This window comes from Flavobacterium johnsoniae, from assembly GCF_001879205.1.
GTDB lineage: Bacteria > Bacteroidota > Bacteroidia > Flavobacteriales > Flavobacteriaceae > Flavobacterium > Flavobacterium johnsoniae_A.
On the sequence record NZ_MLFK01000009.1, the window covers coordinates 563,476 to 584,337 of the forward strand.

Consider the following 20,862-nt stretch of genomic DNA (forward strand, 5'->3'; position numbering starts at 1 on the left):
ATGTACTTGATGGAGGAAAAGAATAAACCTAACTAAAAAGCTGGCTTAATGCCAGCTTTTTTTATTGTTTGGACGAAATATAATCTACAATTAAATTTGCATGAACCCGTGAGTTTTCTATAAACCATTTATGCGTCTGCATACCACCGCAGACAACGCCTGCTAAAAATAAACCTTCAACATTTGTTTCCATTGTTTCCGGATTATAGGCTGGAATTTTTAGATCATCATTTGAAAGTTGAATTCCAATATTTTCAAGGAATTTTAAGTCTGGTTTATATCCTGTTAAAGCCAGTACAAAATCATTTTCGATCGTAACCTTACCACCTGGAGTATCGATTTCAACTTCGTCACCGCGAATTTCAGTAATATTAGATTCAAAATAAGCTTTAATACTTCCTTCTGCAATTCTGTTTTCTATATCGGGTTTAACCCAATATTTTACTCTGTTGTTAATTTCATTTTTACGAATTACCATAGTAACATTTGCTCCTTTTCTCCAGCATTCCAAAGCAGCATCTACAGATGAATTATTAGCTCCAACAACCAAAATATTTCTAAAAGCATATTCGTGGGCTTCTTTATAATAATGACGAACTTTTGTCAGCTCCTCGCCTTTTACATTCATCAAAATTGGAATATCATAAAAACCGGTTGCTATAATAACGTTGCTGGCTTTATAGAGGGCTTTATCCGTAGAAACTACAAAAACAGCATTTTCTATTTTCTTAATTTCGGTTACTTTTTCAAATAAATTAATATTGAAATTAAAATAGCGATGAATATTTCGATAATATTCTAAAGCCTCCTGCCGACCTGGTTTTGGTGCTAAACAATTAAATGGAATATCCCCAATTTCCAATCTTTCGGCAGTTGAGAAAAAAGTCATGTACAAGGGATAATTGAAAATACTATTTACAATCGCACCTTTTTCGATAATCAAATAACGTAAGTTTTTCTTTTGAGCTTCGATTGCGCAGGCCAGTCCTATTGGGCCGCCACCCACAATAATTAAATCATATTGGTCTGTCATAAAATTATTCTTTTTTCCAATTTTTAAAAGGATTTTTGCTCAGATAAGCATTATAGTATCTTTCGTCATTTGTAACTTCTCGTCCCAGCCAGTCTGGTTTTTCAAAGCTTTCCGTTTCAGACTGCAGTTCTATTTCGGCCATAATTAACCCTTCGTTTTCGCCATAAAATTCATCCACTTCATAAACATGATTTCCTAACTTTATTTCGTAACGTGTCTTTTCAATTTTCCCTTTCTCACATAATTTCAAAAGCTCAGCGGCTTCATCAAGCGGAATTTGATTTTCCCATTCAAAACGGGTCATACCGCCTTGATGCCCAATTCCTTTTATAGTGAGAAATGCTTTATCGCCTTTAACTCTAACACGGACTGTTCTTTCAGGAATAGAACTCAGATAACCTTGTGCAATTTTATTTTTTGCAAATGCCTGTTCTTTAAAATCAGCTGATTTTACAAGAAATTTTCTTTCTATTTCGAGCATTTCTAGTTTAAATTTATTTTACTGCAAGTTACTTAATTTAATTCAGTCATGAAATTTGCTTTCTAAAAATCTAAGCCTTTTAATTGGTTTCATTTTAAACTTTTAGCGGTCTAAAATGCAACCAATTTGTCTGATTATTAACATGTTGCGTGTTTTTATTTTCATTAAATTTGATTGAATCTTAATTTTTTTACTATGTCTAAAAAAGCACTTTACCTGTTAGGCATTGCGATAACCATAATTTTAGGTACTTTTTTGTACCTAAAACTGTGCTGCAATTGCGGTGTGACCGAACCAAAGGCTGATACTGAAAAAGTACCGCCAACGGCAATTAAGAGTGATAATTTTGTCCCTTTTGTATTGAATGGTTCAGGATTTGAATATCAAACCAATGATAATTTGAAATTCTTAAAAAACAATTCGGCTTTAATTCAGCCGGTAAGCGATTCTATTGCCATAGGAATTGAAAATCTTAAAACTTTTTTAGCTTCAAATCCAAAACAGAAGGTGACTATAACAGGTTACGCAACTTCTGACGAAACGAATACTACTAAATTTGAAAATCTTGGTTTAGCAAGAGCAAATGACGTTAAAAACTTTTTTGTTTCTAAAGGGCTGGCTTCTTCTCAATTTGACACCAAAGGAGAAATTATCAATAGCTGGAAAACAAGTGCTGACACGCTTCTTGGCCCTGTTGAATATAAATTTGAAACGGCCGATACCACTTCTGCAGCCGCTGATGAATGGTCTGTATTAAAAGAAAAAATTAATGCAAATCCTTTAGTTCTTCATTTTAATACAAATAAATCGAGTTTAAATTTAAATGAAGAGGATAAGCAAAAAGTATCCGATATTCTTAAATATTTAGGAGCTGTAAAAGATGCCTCTGTCCTGATTGTGGGTCATAGTGATAATGTAGGAAATCGAGATGCAAACATCGTATTGGCAGAAAAAAGAGCTGAATTTTCTAAGAACTATTTAATTAAAAACGGTATTGAAGCCTCGCGAATCGCAACTGAATCAAAAGGTCCGGATGAACCTATTGGCGATAATAGTACTACCGAGGGAAAAGCCAGTAATAGAAGAACTGTAATTACAATCAAATAATTAAAAAATACTTATTATGAATATACCATGTATTTTAATACCGATTTTAGTGGGGCTAATCTGTGGAATTTTAGGTTACTTACTAGGAAAACTAAATTCAAAAGGAGATGATTCACTTGCTGCATCATTACAAGCAGATTTAGATGCCTGCAGAGCAAATACGAAGAATTTAAACGCCAAAATCTCTTCTCTGGAAGCAGATCTGACCGCAGCAAATCTAAAAGTTAAAGCCGCAGCATCAGCGCCTAAATCATTTGTATCAGAAGTTCCTGCAGTCGTATTCGATAGTGCTCTGGCAGCAACTGTATTGGGTAAGAAAATAAAACAAGACGATTTGAAAATCGTTGAAGGAATCGGACCAAAAATCGAAGCTTTATTTAACGAAGCGGGAATTAAAACCTGGCGTGATCTTTCAGAATCTTCTACCGAAAAACTACAATCTATTCTGGATGCAGGCGGAGAAAACTATTCTATTCATAACCCAAGTACATGGGCAAAACAAGCTTTGTTTGCTTATGAAGGTAAATGGAAAGAATTAAAAGAATGGCAGGAAAACCTGCTTGGCGGGAAAGAATGATTTTAAAAGGTTCAAAGATATAAAGCTGCAAAGGTTCAAAGTTTTTTACTTTGTCTCTTTGCGGCTTTTTCTTCGTTGCATTATTCCTTTGTCCGTTTGAACATTTGCGCGTTTGTCCCTTAAAAAAAACTCTTCGTATCCCAGTTTTGAGCTGAATCGTACCACAACTGTCCTTTTAAAACTTTTAGAGGGCAATCAAAATTATTGGTATAAAGTGCGCCAGTTCCTAAACCCTGAGGCATTTTTGAGTTTTGGAGAAATGTCCATTGCGCAATTGCATTTAAACCGATATTGGATTCTAAGGCCGAAGTAATCCACCAGCCGACATTGTACTTTTCTGCCAGTGTAATCCATTCCTTTGTTCCTCTAAAACCTCCAATAAAACTTGGTTTTAAAATGATATATTGCGGTTTTATTTCCTGCAGTAACTGTTCTTTTTCTTCAAATGAAAAAACACCAATTAGTTCCTCGTCCAATGCTGCCGGGAATGGTGTTATCCTGCATAAATCAGCCATCGCCTGGATATTTCCTTTTTTAATAGGCTGTTCGATACTATGCAGCTGAAATTTATTTAATTGATTAAGTTTATCTAAAGCTTCATTTAAGGCAAAAGCACCATTTGCATCAACACGAATTTCTATTTCTTCAATAGAAAAATGACTGCGGATGAAAGCTAATAATTCTAATTCTTTTTGAAAATCAATTGCTCCAATTTTAAGTTTAATGCACTTAAAACCATCAGCTAATTTTTCTTCTATCTGTTCTTTCATAAAAGCTGGTTCACCCATCCAAACCAGACCGTTTATTTCGATTGACTTAAGAGTATTGGTAAAATCTGAAGGGAAAAGTAAAAAGGGATTTTCACTTTTAAGGGATAAAAAAGCCATTTCTATTCCAAATTGAATCGAAGGAAATTCAAGTAGAGATTCCCAAAGTACCTTTTCTCCTAAATGAATGTTCTCGCAGACCCACTTTAACTTTTCTTCATAATCATCCCGATCATCTGCACTTAAACCACGCAGAAGGCCGCATTCGCCTATTCCTTTTTTACCATTTTCTTCAAGAATGATAAACCAGGTTTCTTTTTCGGTCATAATGCCGCGAGACGTTCCAGACGGGCGTTTAAACTCGAGCATGTATTTATGGTAAGCTGCTTTCATTTTTTTAGATGCTAAAATAGTAAGGCAAGATGCTAAGAAACTAAAAACTTAGTCTAAGCATCTTAGCAACTTAATTATATAGTTTTAAAACTTTTTCGAAGTCTTTTGAAGGTAAACCTGCTTTTTCAAAAACAGCAAAATCATATTTTGTTTTGTCTTTCCAGCTGATGCTGTCTGTAACGTTTTGATTTTGGTACTTTTTATAAATTGCTTTTGCATCACTGTAATTATCACTGACTAAGTAAACGTGGGCTAAGTTTAGCTTTATAAGCAATTCAGTATTGTCTAATTTTTCTCCTTCTTGCAGGAACTTCAATGCTTTTGCGTATTGTTTTGTCAAAAGATAGCAGTAACCAATTGAATTGTAATCTAATGCAGTCGCCTTTCCGTCGTTAATAATGGTGTTTAATTTCGGAATAGCTTCGTTGTATTTTTGCTGTTTTATTAAACCTGAAACCTGACTTCTTAAATCGCTATAAACGTTTTTGGAAATATCAGCATCTTTATAACAGGCATTTCCGAAATCTTTGTACACTTTCGTTTTTTCGACTGCAAGTAATTTTTGAAACTCCGAATAACGGTATTGTTTCATGATTTTCTCGAGAATACAAACGCAAAAATCGTCAGAATTAGCCATTTTTTGTGCCAGTGTAGATGTTTTGCAGAGACCGATTATTTCATTTTTGTTATCCTGATTCCAACCGCGATTAAGTTTAATATCAACCCATGGCACCACTTCTAAAACTACTTTTTGACTTAAAAACCAGTTTTTGCTTTCAAAACCAAACCAAATGTTGCTTGTATTTTGTTTTAAACATGAATTTTTGTCTAAAGAAATACGTTTTGCATCTTTACTTATAGGTTCTGCCTGAGAATAACACGCCATATCTACTTTTCCGTCGGTGATGTACTTTTTAGTGCTTTCGCTAGATGCAAAAAGCGAATATGTACATTGATCGTCTCCTGAAATATTAGACATTAAGAAAACAGCTCCGGCCGAGCCCTGCCCTATACCATAAGGATCCGGAATAGACTTTAGAAGCGAAACCAGACTATTGGCCATTTGCTGATTTTTGTCAAGAAGTGTAATTCTGTAAACAATTTCAGTCGTTCCTACTGGCAAATCTTCGGTTTTTACAAGAATTCTGTCTCCTGCAGAAATCAGAATTTCTTTTGTTGTGGCACGTTCTTTATCCCAATAACCGTCTTTTTGAGCAAAGGTGCTGTAACTTGAAGTGATTAAAAGAAGTAAGAATATCTTTTTAAAATTCATTATCTGAATATTTGCTATTTGTTTTTATTCCCATTTTTGAAATTCCTCGCCGCTCTGGATAACAAGTATAGCGAATAATCTATCGTGTAACCCTGATAGAAGCTATATCCTTGTTTCGAACACCGTCACAAAAGATATAGCGTCCCGGAAGCCTGGGGAGCGGGAAATAGCTCCTTGTCCCTCAACTTATTTCAGGATAAATATATTGTTACAATTCTATGGATTCTCCAATATTTAAGAGCATCAAATCTTTTCCTTTATCAAAGAATTTGCGAATTGATTCTTCGTGGTTAATTTCGATATAACCAAAAGTATCAAAATGATATCCCAGAATTTTATCACATTCTACAAAATCAGATGCGATGATAGCATCTTCAACATCCATTGTAAAGTTATTTCCAATTGGAAGAATGGCTAAATCTAGTTTTGTTCTAAGCGGAATCAATTTCATGTCCATTGTAAGAGCTGTGTCTCCTGCAATATAAATATTTTTATGTTCGCCTTCGATCACGAATCCGCCTGGATTTCCTCCGTAAGTGCCATCTGGAAAAGAACTTGAATGAATGGCATTTACATATTTCACTTTTCCGAAATCAAATTTCCAGCTGCCACCATGATTCATTGGATGTGCATTAAGCCCTTTTTTGGCATAATAGCTTGTAATCTCAGCATTTGAAACAATTACAGCATTGGTATTTTTTGCAATAGTTTCAACGTCCAGAACATGATCGCTGTGTGCGTGAGTTAATAAAATATAATCTGCTTTTAATGTGTTTATGTCAACAGATGCTGCTCTCGGATTTCCGGAAATAAATGGATCAACAATAATGTGTTTTCCTCCAACTTCGATACCTAAAGATGCGTGTCCGTAAAATGTAATTTTCATTTTTAAAAATTTTAAAGTTGAACTAAGTTTATCTTCCGCCCAGGAAAAGGTTAACAATAATGTCTGAAATTAAGGAAATCATACATACTGTTAGTAATATTGAAAGTAAAAATGTGCTAAGTGCCAGTTTTTTTAATTCAGGATCTAAAAGCTTAGGATTTTGGTTTTTAGATACTGTAATTAAATGCTTTGTTAAAGGTATGTAAGCCAATAAAAACAAATACTGATCGAAATTATAATCGCTTAAAATCGCAAAAATAATAACTAAAAGCATGGCCGTAATAATCAATGTAAAATGATATATTTTAGCTTTTGCACCTCCCATTTGCACTACGATCGTATTTTTTCCTGATTTTCTGTCTGATTCTTCGTCGCGCATGTTGTTTAGGTTTAAAACACCAACGCTCAATAAACCAATTGAAACTGCCGGAAGAATTAAAAGCGGATCTACTTCTTTAGAATACAAAAAGTTAACTCCTAAAGTGCTTACTAATCCAAAGAATATAAAAACAAATAAATCTCCAAATCCTTTATATCCATAGGCTGAATTTCCAACCGTATAACGAATTGCAGAAATAATAGCCGCAATTCCAAGTAACAGGAAAAAGATAGAATAGCCAAAATTGTCTTTCCCGAAGGCAAAATAAATCAGGATAATGGCTGATAATAGTGTTAATAACGATGTGATTATGATGGCCTTCTTCATTGCTTGAGGCGTGATAATACCACTTTGAATGGCACGCTGAGGGCCTACGCGATCTGCGTTATCTGTACCTTTTACTCCATCTCCGTAATCATTGGCAAAATTAGATAGAACCTGTAAGCCAAGCGTTGTTAAAAGTGCAAAACCAAAAATTTTCCAGCTGAATACTTCAGTTGGCGTATTAATAGTTTCTGTTGGGTTTGAAAGTGCATAAATACTTCCAACTATAATTCCGGAAACTGATAAAGGCAATGTGCGCAGTCTTGCGGCTTCAATCCAATGTTTCATTATTTGTTTTGTTTTTTTAGTTTCAGGTTTCAACTTTCAGGTTTCAACTTTCAGGTTTCTAATTTGAAACCTGAAACTTGAAACTATTTTTATAACTTCTTTACGGTAACCATTTATTTTCGCCGAAGTTTGGTTTTCTTTTTTCTAAAAAGGCATTTCTTCCTTCTTTGGCTTCTTCGGTCATATACGCTAAACGTGTGGCTTCTCCGGCAAAAACCTGCTGCCCTACCATTCCGTCGTCTGTTAAATTCATGGCGAATTTCAGCATTTTTATAGAAGTTGGAGATTTTTGAAGAATTTCCTGTGCCCATTCGTAAGCAGTTGCTTCTAACTCCTCATGCGGAATAACGGCATTTACCATTCCCATTTCGAACGCTTCCTGAGCAGAATAATTTCTTCCTAAAAAGAAAATTTCACGTGCTTTTTTCTGTCCCACCATTTTGGCAAGATAAGCAGATCCGTAACCGCCGTCAAAGCTGGTAACATCAGCATCTGTTTGTTTAAAAATAGCGTGTTCTTTACTTGCCAAAGTCATATCACAAACAACGTGCAGACTATGTCCGCCGCCAACTGCCCATCCTGGAACTACAGCAATAACCACTTTTGGCATAAAACGAATTAAGCGTTGTACTTCTAAAATATTTAAACGATGCTGTCCGTCTTCACCCACATATCCCTGGTGTCCGCGTGCGTTTTGATCGCCTCCGCTGCAAAATGAATAAACACCATCTTTAGTTGATGGCCCTTCTGCTGAAAGTAAAACTACTCCAATAGAAGTATCTTCTTGTGCATCGTAAAAAGCCTGGTATAATTCTGAAGTTGTTTTTGGTCTGAAAGCATTTCTAACATTAGGTCTGTTAAATGCAATTCTGGCAACTCCGTTGCATTTTTTATAGGTTATATCTTCAAATTCTCTGGCAGTAATCCAATCCATTTCTATTTGTTTTATTTTAAAAAATTATAGTGTAAAAATAAAGCATTTTTTACATTTTCACCTATTGATTTTTGTTTAAGTGACGGCTAATTTTTGTTTCAATGTTAACAATTAGGGTGCCCTCACAAAAAATAACACTTTTTAACATTAGTTTTAAAAAATAATGAGTAATTTTACACCCTAGAAATCAATGAGATACAAGTTATTTTGTTGATATAAGATTGATTTTCTTTCACTGATTTATTAACCTAAAAAATGATTTTTTTGAGAAAATTTAAAAAATTTGTCGCTCATTTTTTTATGGTTTTAATTCATAAGCCTACGAAGAATGAGCAAATGATTTATTCGTTTGTCAAGACTTCAAAGAGGAGATAGTAACACCTAAGGTTAAACGCTAGAATTATTTAGTAATTAGTATCAAATTGATTACGAAAAGAGGAAAAATGCTAACTAAAACTTCTATAAGTTATTTTATTAAACCAAATGGATTAGCCGTGAAATTAAATTTTTGCTTTTGAGATAAACGCATCAATTATTTAAAGACATACCATAGAGAAAGTAGTTTCAAAAATTCGTAAAGCTATTACTTTCAATATGAATTCGAATTATTTTATTTCTGTTTTTTTTTAATTACAATTTTTTTTAAAACTAGAATAAAAAGGGAAAGGCTGCTTGTAATGAGCAGCCTTTCTTGTATAAATGATTTTGAAATCCCAATATTTAAAAATTTACTCTTTAACCAGATAAATTCCATCTTCTTTAATCTCAATGAGTTTCTCTTTATATAAAGCTCCAACGGCTTTTTTAAAGGTCTTTTTACTCATTTTTAAAACCGTTTTAATGTCTTCGGGATGCGAATTGTCATTTAAGCGTAAAAAACCTCTGTTGGCTCTTAATTCATCTAAAATCTTTTCAGCATTAGGTTCAATGCTTTGATACCCCTGAATCTGCAATGCAACGTCTATTTTATTATCAGGACGAATGTTTTTAATATAACCGCGCATTCTGTCTCCGGTTCTTATAGCGTCATCATAAACTTCATCTTTATATAAAAGCCCTTTGTGCTGCTCGTTTATAATCACATTTATTCCCAATTCCGTAATGTGAGAAACTATCAAATCAACTTCTTCTCCTTTTTCAACTGTTAGCTGATCGTTATTTAAAAATTGGTTCAACTTACTTGAAGCCACCAAACGATTGGTTTTTTCATCTTTATAAAGATAAACAAGGTAACGTTTTCCTTTTTCCATCGGGCGGGCTTGTTCTTTAAAAGGCACCAGAATGTCTTTTTCCATTCCCCAATCCATGAAAGCCCCAACCTGATTGATGTAATTCACTCTTAAAAGCGCAAATTCATTCAATAAAATATAAGGTTCGAGCGTAGTGGCAACCGGACGCTGCTCGTGGTCCAAATAAACGAACACAACAAGCTCTTCGCCTATTTCAAATTCGTTTGGGACATATTTATTGGGTAATAAAACATCGTGAATCCCTTCCGGATCTTTTTCAGGATTTCCTAAAAACAGACCGACTTTGGTATCACGTAATATAGTAAGTGTATTGTATTTTCCTATTTCAAGCATATTCTTTAAGGTTCTAAGCTGATAAGCAACTAAGTTTCTAAGCCGCAAATGTACGAAGTTTGAAAATGGTAAACCGAAAAATATTGTAAAGATGATTTATAAAAGCAAAAAAGCGCCCTATTTTACGGCGCTTTTACTTTTTATTTATTATAGACACTTTCTTTTTTAAAGTGCACCGTTAATAAGTAATAAACAACGGCTCTGTATTTGTGTTTGTTTGCAGTGCCGTATTTTTCTAAAACTGCATGAATAGCTTCATCTAAAGCCGGACTGTCAGGTAAACCTAATTTTTTAATTAGAAAATTATTTTTAACGGTATGCAGCTCTGAATCTTGAGTTCCTGCTACTGTTGAGGCATCAGCATTGTAAATTGCTGGTCCACACCCTATTGTTACTTTTGTTAACAAATCCATATTTGGAGTTACGCCGCATTTATCTTTTAAATCTGCCGCATACTTCTTAATTAGTTCATCTCTTTTACTCATAATAAATTTAATATTGGTTACTATTTATGCAGCCAAATCTAAATAATATTCAGAGTTTAAACTAATTTTTAACACTATTTAACTTACTTTTTATTTACACCAATTCTTTAAAATATTGTTTTAAAATTACGTCATTTTCCAAAGTAGGTGTAAAAATCTCTAAGATTCCGGGTGCTTCGTTTGAACTGTACAGTAATTCAATATTTTTATCTAAAGTAGCTAAATCATTCGCCTTAAAATAATTACAATGATACATTTTCGCCAAATGTTCGGCTGTTAACTGATGTGAAGTTTCAAAGTAAGTATTAAAAACCGGTTTTTCTTCATGACCAGGCAAAATCCTAAAGATTCCTCCTCCTCCATTATTAATTACTATAATTTTGAAGTTTTTCGGAATATAAGCATTCCACAAAGCATTACTGTCATACAAGAAGCTGATATCACCCGTAATAAAAACGGCTTGCTTATCGCTTGCCACGGCCGCTCCTACTGCTGTTGATGTACTGCCGTCGATACCGCTTGTTCCGCGGTTACAATACACTTCGATTGAAGGATCAATCTCAATTAACTGAGCATAACGAATGGCTGAACTATTGCTGATTTGCAACTGAGTGTTTTTAGGAAGTGATCCTATTACTTTTTCAAATACTTTAAAATCAGAGAATGTAATTTTACGTAAATATTCTTCTTTTTTAATTTTTCTTAAATCGTAAATTTTATCAATTTTTGAGAAATATTTACTCGAAACAAATTCGGTTTTAGGAAGCAGTTCTTTGAAAAAATCGTCTGGTTCCATTACAATATGTTTACTTAAAGCATTAAATGTATCATAAGCACGTAAAGTATCTATATGCCAGTGATGTACAGGTTTGTATTTTCTTAAAAATGCCTTAATACGTTTAGATACTATCATCCCTCCAAAAGTGATTAAAACTTCCGGTTCCAATTCTTTAAAATCAGAATCGTCAAAAGGTGTAATTAAGCTGTCTATACTATTAATAAAACTTGGATGATGCAAATTTGAAGTAGTTTCGGTAAGTACTACAATTGATGGGTCTTTAGCGAAGTTTTCCAGAATTTCTTTATCTACAGAATTGGCTTCGTTTATCCCTCCAATAAGGATTAGTTTTCTTTTTGAAGTATTCCAAATGGAAACTATTTCGGCTTCGTCTTCTATAATTTTTGTTCCGAGATTTTCCTCTGAATTGGTGATTTTTGGTTCAACAGAAAGTTCTGAAACCGTTTCATACAAAGGCTCTTCAAAAGGTGCGTTGATATGAGCAGGCCCTTTTTGAAGAATAGCAGTTTCAATGGCTTTGTTGATTTTTAAATCGTTTTCTACTGACGCTTCTTCGGTTAAATTGGCATTAAAAACAGAATGGTTTAAAAAGACATTTTCCTGACGAATTGTTTGTCCGTCACCAATATCAATTTTACTCTGAGGACGATCTGCAGAAATGACTATTAGCGGAATCTGGCTGTAGAATGCTTCGGCTACAGCCGGATAATAATTTAATAATGCAGAACCTGACGTGCAAACCACTGCCGTTGGCTTTTGAGTCTGCTGAGCAATTCCCAATGCAAAAAATGCCGCGCAGCGCTCATCGGCAATACTGTAACATTTAAAATTTGGATTTTGTGCAAAACCTATTGTCAGAGGCGCATTTCTTGAACCTGGAGAAATTATAATATTATCAATTCCTTTTGCTGCACAAATTTCGATAATGCTTTGTGCGAGCGCTATTTTGGGGTAAATCATTCTAAATGGTGTATAATATTCTAAGAAAATTTACTGCTTAAAATTTCCTTTTACAAATACAAAGTTACAAACTTCGCGGCTGATTTAACTTATATATTAGGAAGATATTAAGACTGATTTTAGAAAAAGAGGATATATTTGTAAAACATAATTTTCTTTACTAAAATAAACACTTTTATGCGTTTTGTATATTTACTCTTTCTATTCATTTCATTACAGGCTGTAAAATCTCAAAATCAGTTTTCTGTTGATGGAATTTCATATAAAACAGCTCTGGAAAATGCAAAATCACAAGGCAAACCCGTTTTTATTATGCTTTATGCCGATTGGTGTCCGCATTGCAATCAAATGAAAAAAGAGGTTTTCAGCGATGCCAAAGTGATGGATTTTTTAAATAAAAATTACATTTGTATCTGGAAAAATATCGAAAAAGAAGAAGGAATGGCGCTTAAAAATAAGTTTAAAACTACCTCACTTCCTGCATTTTTATTTTTAGATTCAAATGAAACATTATTATATGCTTTAAAAGGCGAAATGAAAACGCCGGAATTTTTAGCTGAAGCTGGTTATGCTTTAAATCCAAAATTTCAACTTCCTTATCTGGAGAAAGAATTTCTCGCTGATCCCAGTAATTCTACCAAGTTTTTTGCCTATTTGAATACTTTGAAAAAAGGAAAAGACAGAACCGAATTATCAATTCCTACCCATATTTATCTACAGACCCAATCTGATGCTCAATTAATAAGTGAAACGAATTGGCGCGTAATTGCAAATGGGGTTACAGATATTAATTCGCGTGAATTTCAATATGTTTTAAAACATCAAAACGAATTTGCTGCTGTGGCTTCGCAAAATCGTATCGATCGTAAAGTTGAAAGTATTGTAAATGAACTGCTTCGACCTTTGGTTGATAATTTAGATACGATAAACTATTACAAACAAAGAGAGGTGGCTAAATCAATCCGATTGCAAAAAACGGATTCTCTTGTTTTTAAATTTGATTTAACACTGGCTGAACGAACCGAAAAATGGAACTTTTATAAAAAAGTAACGCTTGAAGATACTGAAAAACTAGTTTGGAATGATGCCAGTTTCTTAAAAGATATAGGTCAGACTTATTTAAAACATATTAATGATACCGAAAGTTTAAAAATGTGTATTTCGTGGGTGAAACATTCTTTAGAATTAAATGATTCTTATGATGGAAATTTACTCGTTTCGAAACTTTACAATAAAATTAAAGACAAAAAACTGGCTTTAAAATATGCCAAAGACGCTAAAGCAATTGGTAAAGAAATGGGCTGGAGTACGAAAGATGTCGATACTTTACTTGCTGAATTAAATTCAAAATAAAACCTAAAAACACAAATTTCACGAATTGGTACTAAATTTTAAATGATATCAATTCGTCACAAATAACAAAAACATGAGCCTTATACTTAGACCTGCCACAACAAATGATTTAATGAAAATTCTGGAAATTGTAAACCATTCTATTCTGCATACAACTGCAAATTATAGCTATGATGTTCAAACACTGGAAGTGCAGACAAAATGGTTTGAAGATAAAAAAGCTAAAAATTTACCAGTTATAGTGGCCGATTTAGACGGAGAAGTGGTTGGTTTTGGAAGCTATGGTCAGTTTAGAGAAAAAATTGGATATCAATTTACCGTAGAACATTCTGTTTACGTCGTTGATAATGTGATTGGTAAAGGCGTAGGATCGAAATTATTAACTGAATTAATTCGGTTAGCAAAAGAACAAGGATTTCATGTTATGATTGGTGCAATTGATGCTGATAATGCAGGAAGTATTGCATTTCATGAAAAATTTGGTTTTGTGGCAACAGGAACTATCCGCGAGGTTGGCTATAAATTTGATCACTGGCTTGATCTTGTTTTTATGCAGCTTATATTGACCTAACGTTTATTGGCTTATGAATAAATCGGTAGCTGCTTTAAAACTTCGTTGCTTTGAACCTAAAAAAAATCCACAAATTTGATTTTCAGATTTGTGGATTTTTTTGGTTTAAATAGTTAGCTGACTAGCTTTTTATCCAGTTGATAACTTCCGGTTCTGTTACTAATGTTTTAGGTTTGATCACTTTTACCAATTCACCTTTTTCGTTGATTAGGTATTTTTGAAAATTCCATTCGACCTCCGAATCTTGTAAACCGTTTTTAGATTTTTGTGTCAGGAATTTATATACATCACACATATCATCTCCTTTTACAGAAACTTTATTCATCATAGGAAAAGTAACGCCGTAATTTTGCTGGCAGAAAGTTTCGATTTCCTTATTAGTTCCAGGTTCCTGAGAAGCAAAATTATTTGCCGGAAAACCTACAATTACAAAACCTTTGTCTTTGTACTCTTTGTAAACTGCTTCAAGATCTTTGTATTGAGGTGTTAAACCGCATTTTGATGCTGTATTTACAATTAAGATTTTTTTGCCTTTTAAAGACGCAAAATCAAAAGTGTCACCCGATAAATCTTCAACCTTAAACTGATAAATTGTTTCTTTTGTCATAGCCTTATCTGATTTAGATAATTTATTCTTGCTTGTTTGAGCCTGAGTTTGTACGCTTAAAAAAAAGACGGCACTGCAGGCTAGAAATAGTATTTTTTTCATTGTGGATTTTTTTTATAAAATTAGTTAAAATCTAATTTAGTGTACATCATTATTTTTATTAATTATAAGTTAAATAAAAATTGAAGCCCGGCGTTAATCAGACGCCGGGCTTCCCCCCATACAAACAAATCAAACCATGAATTAATCTTTGTTTTCTTTTATATATTTTTTTAAACTATAGTTGATGCCTCGGTTATATTTGAAAATTTACTTAATCTAAATCACACTGTTTCTATTTATCAATGGCGTTTATAAGTGGAAAATTTCTGTTCATTATACTGTGCGATCAAACATTAGCAAACTATTTTCTGCTGGAAGTCCGAGGACATCAACTATGCAATCTTTTTTATTTATCTTTTTATAAAAACACTTTAACCTGATCCTGAATAACTTCCTTTTTAAAATCACTATTACTAAAGTTTATAAGTGACAAAACAGTAGTTAAACCGACAATTAATACTCTAATTTTTTCTATTCCTTTCATACATTCTGTAATTAAAAAATTAGTTTTTATATTAATTATCTAAAAGCTTTTATTTATCAATTTCATTTCTAATGTTATATACGTAAGGAGTTTGTTTTTGGATTTAAAAAAAGTAAAAAAAATTGCACTTTTTTTCTAAATATTTTGTCAAGCCTTTATTTTTCTAAGGTTTTGGCTACTAAAAAAAATATGATTTTTCACAAAAAAATAAATTATCTTTATCTCAGGTTATAAAATATGTTCTATAATTTTTTTGTTTAAGCTTTAAATCCAAATCTATGAGTCAAGAAGAATTGTTAGTTTTAATTTACAAAAAAGACGAAAGAGCTTTTACCCATTTGTACGATATGTACTCAAAAAGTTTATTTTCGGTCATAAACGTTTTAATTAAAAATCGAGAAGAAGCTGAAGATGTTTTACAGGAAGTTTTTGTAAAAATCTGGAAAAACATCGATTCTTATAACGAAAGTAAAGGGCGTTTTTACACCTGGATCCTTAATATTGCCAGAAATACATCTATTGATAAGCTGCGATCAAAAAATTTTAATAACAGTCAAAAAAACCTTTCCTCAGATAATTTCGTAAATCTGTTAGATGACAGTAATAAATTAATTAATCGAATTGATACAATTGGAATTCAGGAATTCGTAAAGAAATTGAAACCTAAATGTATAGAGATTATTGATTTGTTATTTTTTAAAGGATATACCCAACAAGAAGCTTCAGAAGAATTGGCACTGCCACTGGGTACTATCAAAACTCAAAACAGAAACTGTATTAACGATTTAAGAAATTATCTAAAAATATAATGGAAGCACAAGAATATATTGAATCAGGAATTCTAGAACTTTATGTTTACGGTTTATTAACCGAAAAAGAGAATCTGGAAATAGCAGAACTGGCTAAGAATAATGCAGAAGTAGATAAGGAAATTATTGCTATAGAAAAAGCCATTGTTGCTTTATCATCAAGCTTTGCTCCTTTTCATTCTGTTGAAAATTTTGAAAAAATTAAAGCTCGTTTAGAACTTAAACATGGTAAAGTTGTTGATTTAAAACCTTCGTTAAACTGGATACAGTATGTGGGCTGGGCGGCAGCAGTTTTATTATTGTTAGGTTTTGGATATCAAACTTTGGAATTAACAAAATCAAAACAAGCAATTGCTGCAGTTGGAACTGAGAAAAACAAAATACAAAGAGATTTTGCTTACTTAGATCAGCAGAATAAACAAACCGAGAAAAACCTTAGTATTGTCAGAGATATTAAAAATACAGGGGTAACACTTGGCGGTCAGGCTGTTTCTCCTACTTCTTTTGCAAAAGTATACTGGAATAAGGAAACGAAAACAACTTATATTGATGCTGCTGGTTTACCAACGCCTCCAAAAGGAATGGTATATCAGGTTTGGTCTTTAAAATTAAGTCCGGTTCTTACGCCTACAAGCATTGGTTTACTGGATAACTTTGAAGGAAATTCGCAAAAAATATTCGCTGTAAGCCAGACAGACTCGGCAGAAGCTTTTGGAATTACTTTAGAGCCTGCCGGCGGAAGCCCAACGCCTACAATGGAACAATTGTATACTTTAGGAAAAGTGTAAAAACAAAAATATTTATAAATGTAAAGCGCATATTAATTACTTTTAATATGCGCTTCTTATTTTCTGAAAAAAAATATATTAAAATGAATGGAACTTTACTTTTAAGAATTGCTGTAGCAATAATCCTGCTGACTCATTCTGTTTTTGGAATGTTTAATAACGGGATAAATGATTTCGGAAACTTATATTTAAATCAAATTGGTTTTGCACCTTTTGGCGTTTTTCTGGCATGGTCCATTAAAATTTCGCATGTTATTGCCGCTATATTATTACTTTTAAATAAATACATTAAACCAGCAGGGTTTGTCACTATTTTTATACTGTTAATGGGAATTGTTCTGGTTCATTTTCAGGAAGGCTGGTTTGTTGTGGGAGGTGGAAGAAACGGTGTTGAATATAATTTTCTACTAATTTGTGTTTTATTGGTTATTATGTATCCAAATGGTTTAAAACCAAAAACAGATTAAAGCATTATTAAATATTTGTAAATAGAGTATGGAAATAATTTGTAAAAACTGTAAACAGAAATTTAAGGGCCATTACTGTAGTAATTGCGGTCAAAGTGCTGAAACCCATAAAATAAATATTCATTTTTTATGGCACGATATTCAACATGGGCTTTTCCACTTTGATAAAGGTATTTTTTATTCTCTAAAACAGTTATATACCCGCCCTGGACATTCTATACGAGAATTTATAGAAGGTAAACGTGTCAGACATTTTAAACCGCTTTCTCTTGTTGTAGTTCTGGCTACGTTGTATGGATTTTTATATCATTATTTTCATATTAACTTGTTTCCAGATTCGAATAATTCTTATGGAATTGATTATTTGGGGTTTAACGAATGGGCAACAACGCATTTTTCATGGACTACAATAGCAACAATTCCAATTTTTACTATCGGGACTTATATTTGTTTTCGAAAGCAAGGATATAATTTTGTAGAGCTTTTTGTTCTTAATACATTTAAAGCTTCTCAGCGCTTATTTTTACATCTGCTTACCTTTCCTTTTCTCTATTATTATAATGGAACGTCCCAGATTGATGCGATTGTAAAAATTCTTTATTTGATGGATATTATTTTGATTTTTTGGACTAATGTTCAGTTTTTCAACAAAATATCCCGAATAAAAGCTTTGCTCTTATCTATTCTAAGTCATATTATTTTCCTCACCATTGTAATGGTGATGGTTGCTATTGTGCTTCTAGTGACTGGAAAATTCTATAATTAGATTTTTTTTCGAAAAAAGTCGGTAAAAAAAGTATTCTAATTAAATTTATATCGTAATATTGCAATATAAAAATAATACGATGGGAGCAACTAAATCAGATCATTTTACAGAAAGCCAAAATGAATTGGCTGTTTTAACCAAAGCACTAGGTCATCCGGCCCGAATTGCGATTATAGAATATCTATTAAAAGTAAATACGTGTATCTGCGGTGATATTGTAAACGAACTTCCACTTTCGCAGCCTACAATCTCCCAGCATTTAAAAGAATTAAAAAATGCGGGATTAATTAAAGGAAATGTCGAAGGAAACGCGATTTGTTATTGCATTAACGAAAAAGGCTTTGAAAAAATAAAAGGTTTTCTGGGTGTTGTATCGCTTCATTTAGAAAAACGAAATAACGAATGCTGTTAATTATTAAATAGAAATATTATGAAACTTTCAGAAATTAAAAAAATATTAGAAACCGTAGAAACAGTAAATTTTCAACTTCCAAACGGAAATTTTGTTCCCGAACATTTTCATGTAACAGAGGTGGGTTTAATAACAAAAAATTTTATTGACTGCGGCGGTGTTGTTCGCAATGAAACAGTTATAAACTTCCAGCTTTGGGATGCCAACGATTTTGAACATAGATTGAAACCTAAAAAACTAGTTCATATTATCGAACTTTCTGAAAAGGTTTTAAATATTCAGGATTATGAAATTGAAGTTGAATATCAAAATACTACAATTGGAAAATATGATTTAGGTTTTAACGGAAAAGATTTTCTTCTGTTAAATAAAACTACAGCTTGTCTGGCACAAGATCAATGCGGAATTCCGTCCGAAAAAACAAAACTAAATTTAACACAATTGAGTCCTGATAATGGTAATTCCTGTACGCCCGGCGGTTCTTGCTGCTAATAAATAATCTAAAATTTCAATTATGAATACTTTATTCCCTGAAATTAAAGAAGTCATTTCCTCTTTTAACTTTAACACCATTACAATTGAACGTAAAACTATTTTACAGCCTTTAATAGATTTTATTCAATCTAAAAGTGATGTTGATTTAGAAATACGATTAAATCTAATTTGTACTCACAATTCAAGAAGAAGTCATTTATCGCAGGTTTGGGCACAGACAGCAGCTTATTATTACAATATAAACAATGTAAGTTGTTATTCTGGAGGAACAGAAGCGACAGCATTATTTCCTAAAGTAGCCGAAACACTTTCTAAATCAGGATTTAAAATTAAAAAAATATCTGAAGGAAAAAATCCGGTATATTCCATAAAATTTGCATCGAATGAAAATCCAGTAATTGGATTTTCTAAAACCTATGATGATAGTTACAATCCTGAAACCGGTTTTGCAGCTATAATGACTTGCTCGCAGGCTGATGGAGGTTGTCCTTTTATAGCAGGAGCCGAAAAACGCATTCCAATTACATTTGAGGATCCAAAAGCATTTGATAATTCACCGGAACAAGACGAAAAATATACCGAAAGAAGTCTGCAGATTGCAGCCGAAATGTTTTATGTCTTTTCTCAGATTAAATAATTTATGTCTGCAACTCATTGTTTCCCGGTAAATAAACCCAAAAAGCTTGGATTTCTCGATCGTTATTTAACCATTTGGATTTTTATTGCCATGACTATTGGCATTTCAATAGGATATTTCATTCCGTCGAGTAAAAACTTTATAAACTCTTTTTCTAGAGGTACAACTAATATTCCGTTGGCACTTGGGTTAATTTTAATGATGTATCCTCCTTTGGTAAAAGTAAAATACGAACGCCTTAAAACTGTTTTTACTAACGTAAAAGTCTTAGGTGTCTCTTTATTTTTAAACTGGATAATAGGCCCTGTTTTGATGTTTGCATTGGCATTGCTTTTTCTTAACGAATATCCGGAATATATGATTGGCCTAATCTTGATTGGATTAGCGCGCTGCATTGCCATGGTTGTAGTTTGGAACGATCTGGCCGATGGAAATAGAGAATATGCAGCAGGATTAATTGCGCTGAACAGTATTTTTCAGGTTTTTCTATACAGCTTTTATGCTTACTTATTTATAACCGTTTTACCTCCCGTATTTGGTTACAGGAGTTTTAATGTGAGTATAAGTGTGGGCCAAATTGCAGAAAGTGTTGGTATTTATCTTGGAATTCCATTTGTCCTTGGTATAATATCGAGATATGGATTGATAAAACTAAAAGGTGAAGAATGGTTTGAGCATAAATACATTCCGTTCATCTCTCCTATTACTTTAATCGCTTTGTTGTTTACTATTATTATAATGTTCAGTTTAAAAGGAGAATTGATTGTTGCGATTCCTATGGATGTTTTTCTCATTGCTGTTCCTCTTTTTATTTATTTTGCTCTTATGTTTGTTTTTAGCTTTTTCATCGGGAAATATTTTGGTGCCGATTATTCTAAAAGTACCGCAATTGCTTTTACTGCTACCGGAAATAATTTTGAACTTGCTATTGCGGTTTCAATTGGAGTATTTGGAATTAACAGCGGACAGGCATTTGCAGGAGTAATTGGCCCCTTAGTTGAAGTTCCTGCTTTAATTGCATTAGTCAATGCTGCATTTTGGTTTCGAAAGAAATATTTTTCTCAAGCCTAGAAAAAGTAATTCACAAAAAAAAGGTTCAACT

Annotated in this window: 24 protein-coding genes; 12 read left to right on the forward strand and 12 right to left on the reverse strand. The window is 32.9% G+C overall.

Going from position 1 to position 20,862, the window contains the following annotated elements; genetic code table 11:
• Positions 1–61 precede the first annotated feature (61 nt).
• On the reverse strand, positions 62–1,033 hold the full coding sequence (locus BKM63_RS18420; protein ID WP_071638019.1) for a YpdA family putative bacillithiol disulfide reductase: 972 nt from the start codon (positions 1,031–1,033) through the stop codon (positions 62–64).
• A 4-nt stretch (positions 1,034–1,037) separates the two neighbouring features.
• Positions 1,038–1,514, reverse strand: coding sequence for a CYTH domain-containing protein (locus BKM63_RS18425; protein ID WP_071638020.1), 477 nt, complete (start codon positions 1,512–1,514; stop codon positions 1,038–1,040).
• Between the two features lie 195 nt (positions 1,515–1,709).
• Here BKM63_RS18425 and BKM63_RS18430 point away from each other — a divergent pair, with 195 nt between their 5' ends.
• Positions 1,710–2,621 (forward strand): OmpA family protein, encoded by a 912-nt coding sequence (locus tag BKM63_RS18430; protein ID WP_071638021.1) that lies wholly within the window; start codon positions 1,710–1,712, stop codon positions 2,619–2,621.
• A 16-nt stretch (positions 2,622–2,637) separates the two neighbouring features.
• Complete coding sequence (locus tag BKM63_RS18435) at positions 2,638–3,198, forward strand: hypothetical protein (protein WP_071638022.1); 561 nt, start codon at positions 2,638–2,640, stop codon at positions 3,196–3,198.
• A gap of 119 nt (positions 3,199–3,317) precedes the next feature.
• Here the strand turns inward: BKM63_RS18435 and BKM63_RS18440 are convergent, their stop codons facing one another.
• From BKM63_RS18440 to menD, 8 genes are all read right to left on the reverse strand, one after another.
• Entirely contained in the window at positions 3,318–4,358 is a 1,041-nt protein-coding gene (locus BKM63_RS18440; protein WP_071638023.1) for an o-succinylbenzoate synthase, read from the reverse strand.
• 70 nt (positions 4,359–4,428) lie between these two features.
• Positions 4,429–5,631, reverse strand: a complete 1,203-nt coding sequence (locus BKM63_RS18445) for a tetratricopeptide repeat protein (protein ID WP_071638024.1) — start codon at positions 5,629–5,631, stop codon at positions 4,429–4,431.
• Positions 5,632–5,839: 208 nt separating this feature from the next.
• Complete coding sequence (locus BKM63_RS18450) at positions 5,840–6,517, reverse strand: metal-dependent hydrolase (protein ID WP_071638025.1); 678 nt, start codon at positions 6,515–6,517, stop codon at positions 5,840–5,842.
• A gap of 28 nt (positions 6,518–6,545) precedes the next feature.
• The gene (gene menA / locus BKM63_RS18455; RefSeq protein WP_071638171.1) at positions 6,546–7,508 is read right to left on the reverse strand and encodes a 1,4-dihydroxy-2-naphthoate octaprenyltransferase; all 963 of its coding nucleotides are present in this window, start codon (positions 7,506–7,508) and stop codon (positions 6,546–6,548) included.
• Between the two features lie 100 nt (positions 7,509–7,608).
• Complete coding sequence (locus BKM63_RS18460) at positions 7,609–8,442, reverse strand: 1,4-dihydroxy-2-naphthoyl-CoA synthase (protein WP_071638026.1); 834 nt, start codon at positions 8,440–8,442, stop codon at positions 7,609–7,611.
• Positions 8,443–9,170: 728 nt separating this feature from the next.
• Complete coding sequence (locus BKM63_RS18465; RefSeq protein ID WP_071638027.1) at positions 9,171–10,025, reverse strand: CvfB family protein; 855 nt, start codon at positions 10,023–10,025, stop codon at positions 9,171–9,173.
• A gap of 140 nt (positions 10,026–10,165) precedes the next feature.
• Entirely contained in the window at positions 10,166–10,510 is a 345-nt protein-coding gene (locus BKM63_RS18470; protein WP_071638028.1) for a DUF2853 family protein, read from the reverse strand.
• Between the two features lie 94 nt (positions 10,511–10,604).
• Positions 10,605–12,269 carry a 2-succinyl-5-enolpyruvyl-6-hydroxy-3-cyclohexene-1-carboxylic-acid synthase gene (gene menD / locus BKM63_RS18475; protein WP_071638029.1) on the reverse strand — a complete coding sequence of 555 codons (1,665 nt, stop codon included), beginning with the start codon at positions 12,267–12,269 and terminating at the stop codon, positions 10,605–10,607.
• A 177-nt stretch (positions 12,270–12,446) separates the two neighbouring features.
• On the opposite strand from menD, the gene BKM63_RS18480 reads away from it, so the two are divergent.
• On the forward strand, positions 12,447–13,622 hold the full coding sequence (locus BKM63_RS18480) for a thioredoxin family protein (protein WP_071638030.1): 1,176 nt from the start codon (positions 12,447–12,449) through the stop codon (positions 13,620–13,622).
• Positions 13,623–13,695: 73 nt separating this feature from the next.
• The gene (locus BKM63_RS18485; protein ID WP_071638031.1) at positions 13,696–14,193 is read left to right on the forward strand and encodes a GNAT family N-acetyltransferase; all 498 of its coding nucleotides are present in this window, start codon (positions 13,696–13,698) and stop codon (positions 14,191–14,193) included.
• A gap of 121 nt (positions 14,194–14,314) precedes the next feature.
• Here BKM63_RS18485 and BKM63_RS18490 read toward each other — a convergent pair whose 3' ends face one another.
• Together BKM63_RS18490 and BKM63_RS24065 are read right to left on the reverse strand one after the other, a co-directional pair.
• Entirely contained in the window at positions 14,315–14,902 is a 588-nt protein-coding gene (locus BKM63_RS18490) for a glutathione peroxidase (protein WP_071638032.1), read from the reverse strand.
• 358 nt (positions 14,903–15,260) lie between these two features.
• Positions 15,261–15,386, reverse strand: coding sequence for a hypothetical protein (locus BKM63_RS24065; RefSeq protein WP_278248026.1), 126 nt, complete (start codon positions 15,384–15,386; stop codon positions 15,261–15,263).
• 278 nt (positions 15,387–15,664) lie between these two features.
• Between BKM63_RS24065 and BKM63_RS18495 the strand changes: the two genes are divergently transcribed.
• The 8 genes from BKM63_RS18495 to arsB all read left to right on the forward strand — a co-directional run bounded on the left by BKM63_RS18495 (position 15,665) and on the right by arsB (position 20,831).
• The gene (locus BKM63_RS18495) at positions 15,665–16,195 is read left to right on the forward strand and encodes an RNA polymerase sigma factor (protein ID WP_053473258.1); all 531 of its coding nucleotides are present in this window, start codon (positions 15,665–15,667) and stop codon (positions 16,193–16,195) included.
• Positions 16,195–16,983 (forward strand): anti-sigma factor, encoded by a 789-nt coding sequence (locus BKM63_RS18500; protein ID WP_071638033.1) that lies wholly within the window; start codon positions 16,195–16,197, stop codon positions 16,981–16,983. Before BKM63_RS18495 ends, BKM63_RS18500 begins: the two co-directional genes overlap by 1 nt.
• 83 nt (positions 16,984–17,066) lie before the next feature.
• Positions 17,067–17,450, forward strand: coding sequence for a DoxX family protein (locus tag BKM63_RS18505; RefSeq protein ID WP_071638172.1), 384 nt, complete (start codon positions 17,067–17,069; stop codon positions 17,448–17,450).
• 28 nt (positions 17,451–17,478) lie between these two features.
• A complete protein-coding gene (locus BKM63_RS18510; protein WP_071638034.1) occupies positions 17,479–18,216 on the forward strand; it encodes a DUF3667 domain-containing protein in 738 nt (245 codons plus the stop codon).
• A 79-nt stretch (positions 18,217–18,295) separates the two neighbouring features.
• Positions 18,296–18,628 carry an ArsR/SmtB family transcription factor gene (locus BKM63_RS18515; RefSeq protein WP_071638035.1) on the forward strand — a complete coding sequence of 111 codons (333 nt, stop codon included), beginning with the start codon at positions 18,296–18,298 and terminating at the stop codon, positions 18,626–18,628.
• Between the two features lie 18 nt (positions 18,629–18,646).
• Positions 18,647–19,120, forward strand: a complete 474-nt coding sequence (locus BKM63_RS18520; RefSeq protein WP_071638036.1) for a DUF6428 family protein — start codon at positions 18,647–18,649, stop codon at positions 19,118–19,120.
• A gap of 22 nt (positions 19,121–19,142) precedes the next feature.
• The gene (locus tag BKM63_RS18525) at positions 19,143–19,760 is read left to right on the forward strand and encodes a protein-tyrosine-phosphatase (RefSeq protein ID WP_071638037.1); all 618 of its coding nucleotides are present in this window, start codon (positions 19,143–19,145) and stop codon (positions 19,758–19,760) included.
• Between the two features lie 3 nt (positions 19,761–19,763).
• Positions 19,764–20,831, forward strand: coding sequence for an ACR3 family arsenite efflux transporter (arsB, locus tag BKM63_RS18530; protein WP_071638038.1), 1,068 nt, complete (start codon positions 19,764–19,766; stop codon positions 20,829–20,831).
• The last annotated feature ends 31 nt before the right edge of the window (positions 20,832–20,862 follow it).

Coding starts and splice junctions, on each gene's coding strand:
- BKM63_RS18445 (WP_071638024.1), bottom strand. CDS start 5,631: ATGAATTTTAAAAAGATATTCTTACTTCTTTTAATCACTTCAAGTTAC.
- BKM63_RS18435 (WP_071638022.1), top strand. CDS start 2,638: ATGAATATACCATGTATTTTAATACCGATTTTAGTGGGGCTAATCTGT.
- BKM63_RS18500 (WP_071638033.1), top strand. CDS start 16,195: ATGGAAGCACAAGAATATATTGAATCAGGAATTCTAGAACTTTATGTT.
- BKM63_RS18525 (WP_071638037.1), top strand. CDS start 19,143: ATGAATACTTTATTCCCTGAAATTAAAGAAGTCATTTCCTCTTTTAAC.
- BKM63_RS18515 (WP_071638035.1), top strand. CDS start 18,296: ATGGGAGCAACTAAATCAGATCATTTTACAGAAAGCCAAAATGAATTG.
- menD (WP_071638029.1), bottom strand. CDS start 12,269: ATGATTTACCCCAAAATAGCGCTCGCACAAAGCATTATCGAAATTTGT.
- BKM63_RS18460 (WP_071638026.1), bottom strand. CDS start 8,442: ATGGATTGGATTACTGCCAGAGAATTTGAAGATATAACCTATAAAAAA.
- BKM63_RS18485 (WP_071638031.1), top strand. CDS start 13,696: ATGAGCCTTATACTTAGACCTGCCACAACAAATGATTTAATGAAAATT.
- BKM63_RS18520 (WP_071638036.1), top strand. CDS start 18,647: ATGAAACTTTCAGAAATTAAAAAAATATTAGAAACCGTAGAAACAGTA.
- BKM63_RS18480 (WP_071638030.1), top strand. CDS start 12,447: ATGCGTTTTGTATATTTACTCTTTCTATTCATTTCATTACAGGCTGTA.
- BKM63_RS18495 (WP_053473258.1), top strand. CDS start 15,665: ATGAGTCAAGAAGAATTGTTAGTTTTAATTTACAAAAAAGACGAAAGA.
- BKM63_RS18490 (WP_071638032.1), bottom strand. CDS start 14,902: ATGAAAAAAATACTATTTCTAGCCTGCAGTGCCGTCTTTTTTTTAAGC.
- BKM63_RS18420 (WP_071638019.1), bottom strand. CDS start 1,033: ATGACAGACCAATATGATTTAATTATTGTGGGTGGCGGCCCAATAGGA.
- arsB (WP_071638038.1), top strand. CDS start 19,764: ATGTCTGCAACTCATTGTTTCCCGGTAAATAAACCCAAAAAGCTTGGA.
- BKM63_RS18430 (WP_071638021.1), top strand. CDS start 1,710: ATGTCTAAAAAAGCACTTTACCTGTTAGGCATTGCGATAACCATAATT.
- menA (WP_071638171.1), bottom strand. CDS start 7,508: ATGAAACATTGGATTGAAGCCGCAAGACTGCGCACATTGCCTTTATCA.
- BKM63_RS18470 (WP_071638028.1), bottom strand. CDS start 10,510: ATGAGTAAAAGAGATGAACTAATTAAGAAGTATGCGGCAGATTTAAAA.
- BKM63_RS18440 (WP_071638023.1), bottom strand. CDS start 4,358: ATGAAAGCAGCTTACCATAAATACATGCTCGAGTTTAAACGCCCGTCT.
- BKM63_RS18510 (WP_071638034.1), top strand. CDS start 17,479: ATGGAAATAATTTGTAAAAACTGTAAACAGAAATTTAAGGGCCATTAC.
- BKM63_RS24065 (WP_278248026.1), bottom strand. CDS start 15,386: ATGAAAGGAATAGAAAAAATTAGAGTATTAATTGTCGGTTTAACTACT.
- BKM63_RS18465 (WP_071638027.1), bottom strand. CDS start 10,025: ATGCTTGAAATAGGAAAATACAATACACTTACTATATTACGTGATACC.
- BKM63_RS18450 (WP_071638025.1), bottom strand. CDS start 6,517: ATGAAAATTACATTTTACGGACACGCATCTTTAGGTATCGAAGTTGGA.
- BKM63_RS18505 (WP_071638172.1), top strand. CDS start 17,067: ATGAATGGAACTTTACTTTTAAGAATTGCTGTAGCAATAATCCTGCTG.
- BKM63_RS18425 (WP_071638020.1), bottom strand. CDS start 1,514: ATGCTCGAAATAGAAAGAAAATTTCTTGTAAAATCAGCTGATTTTAAA.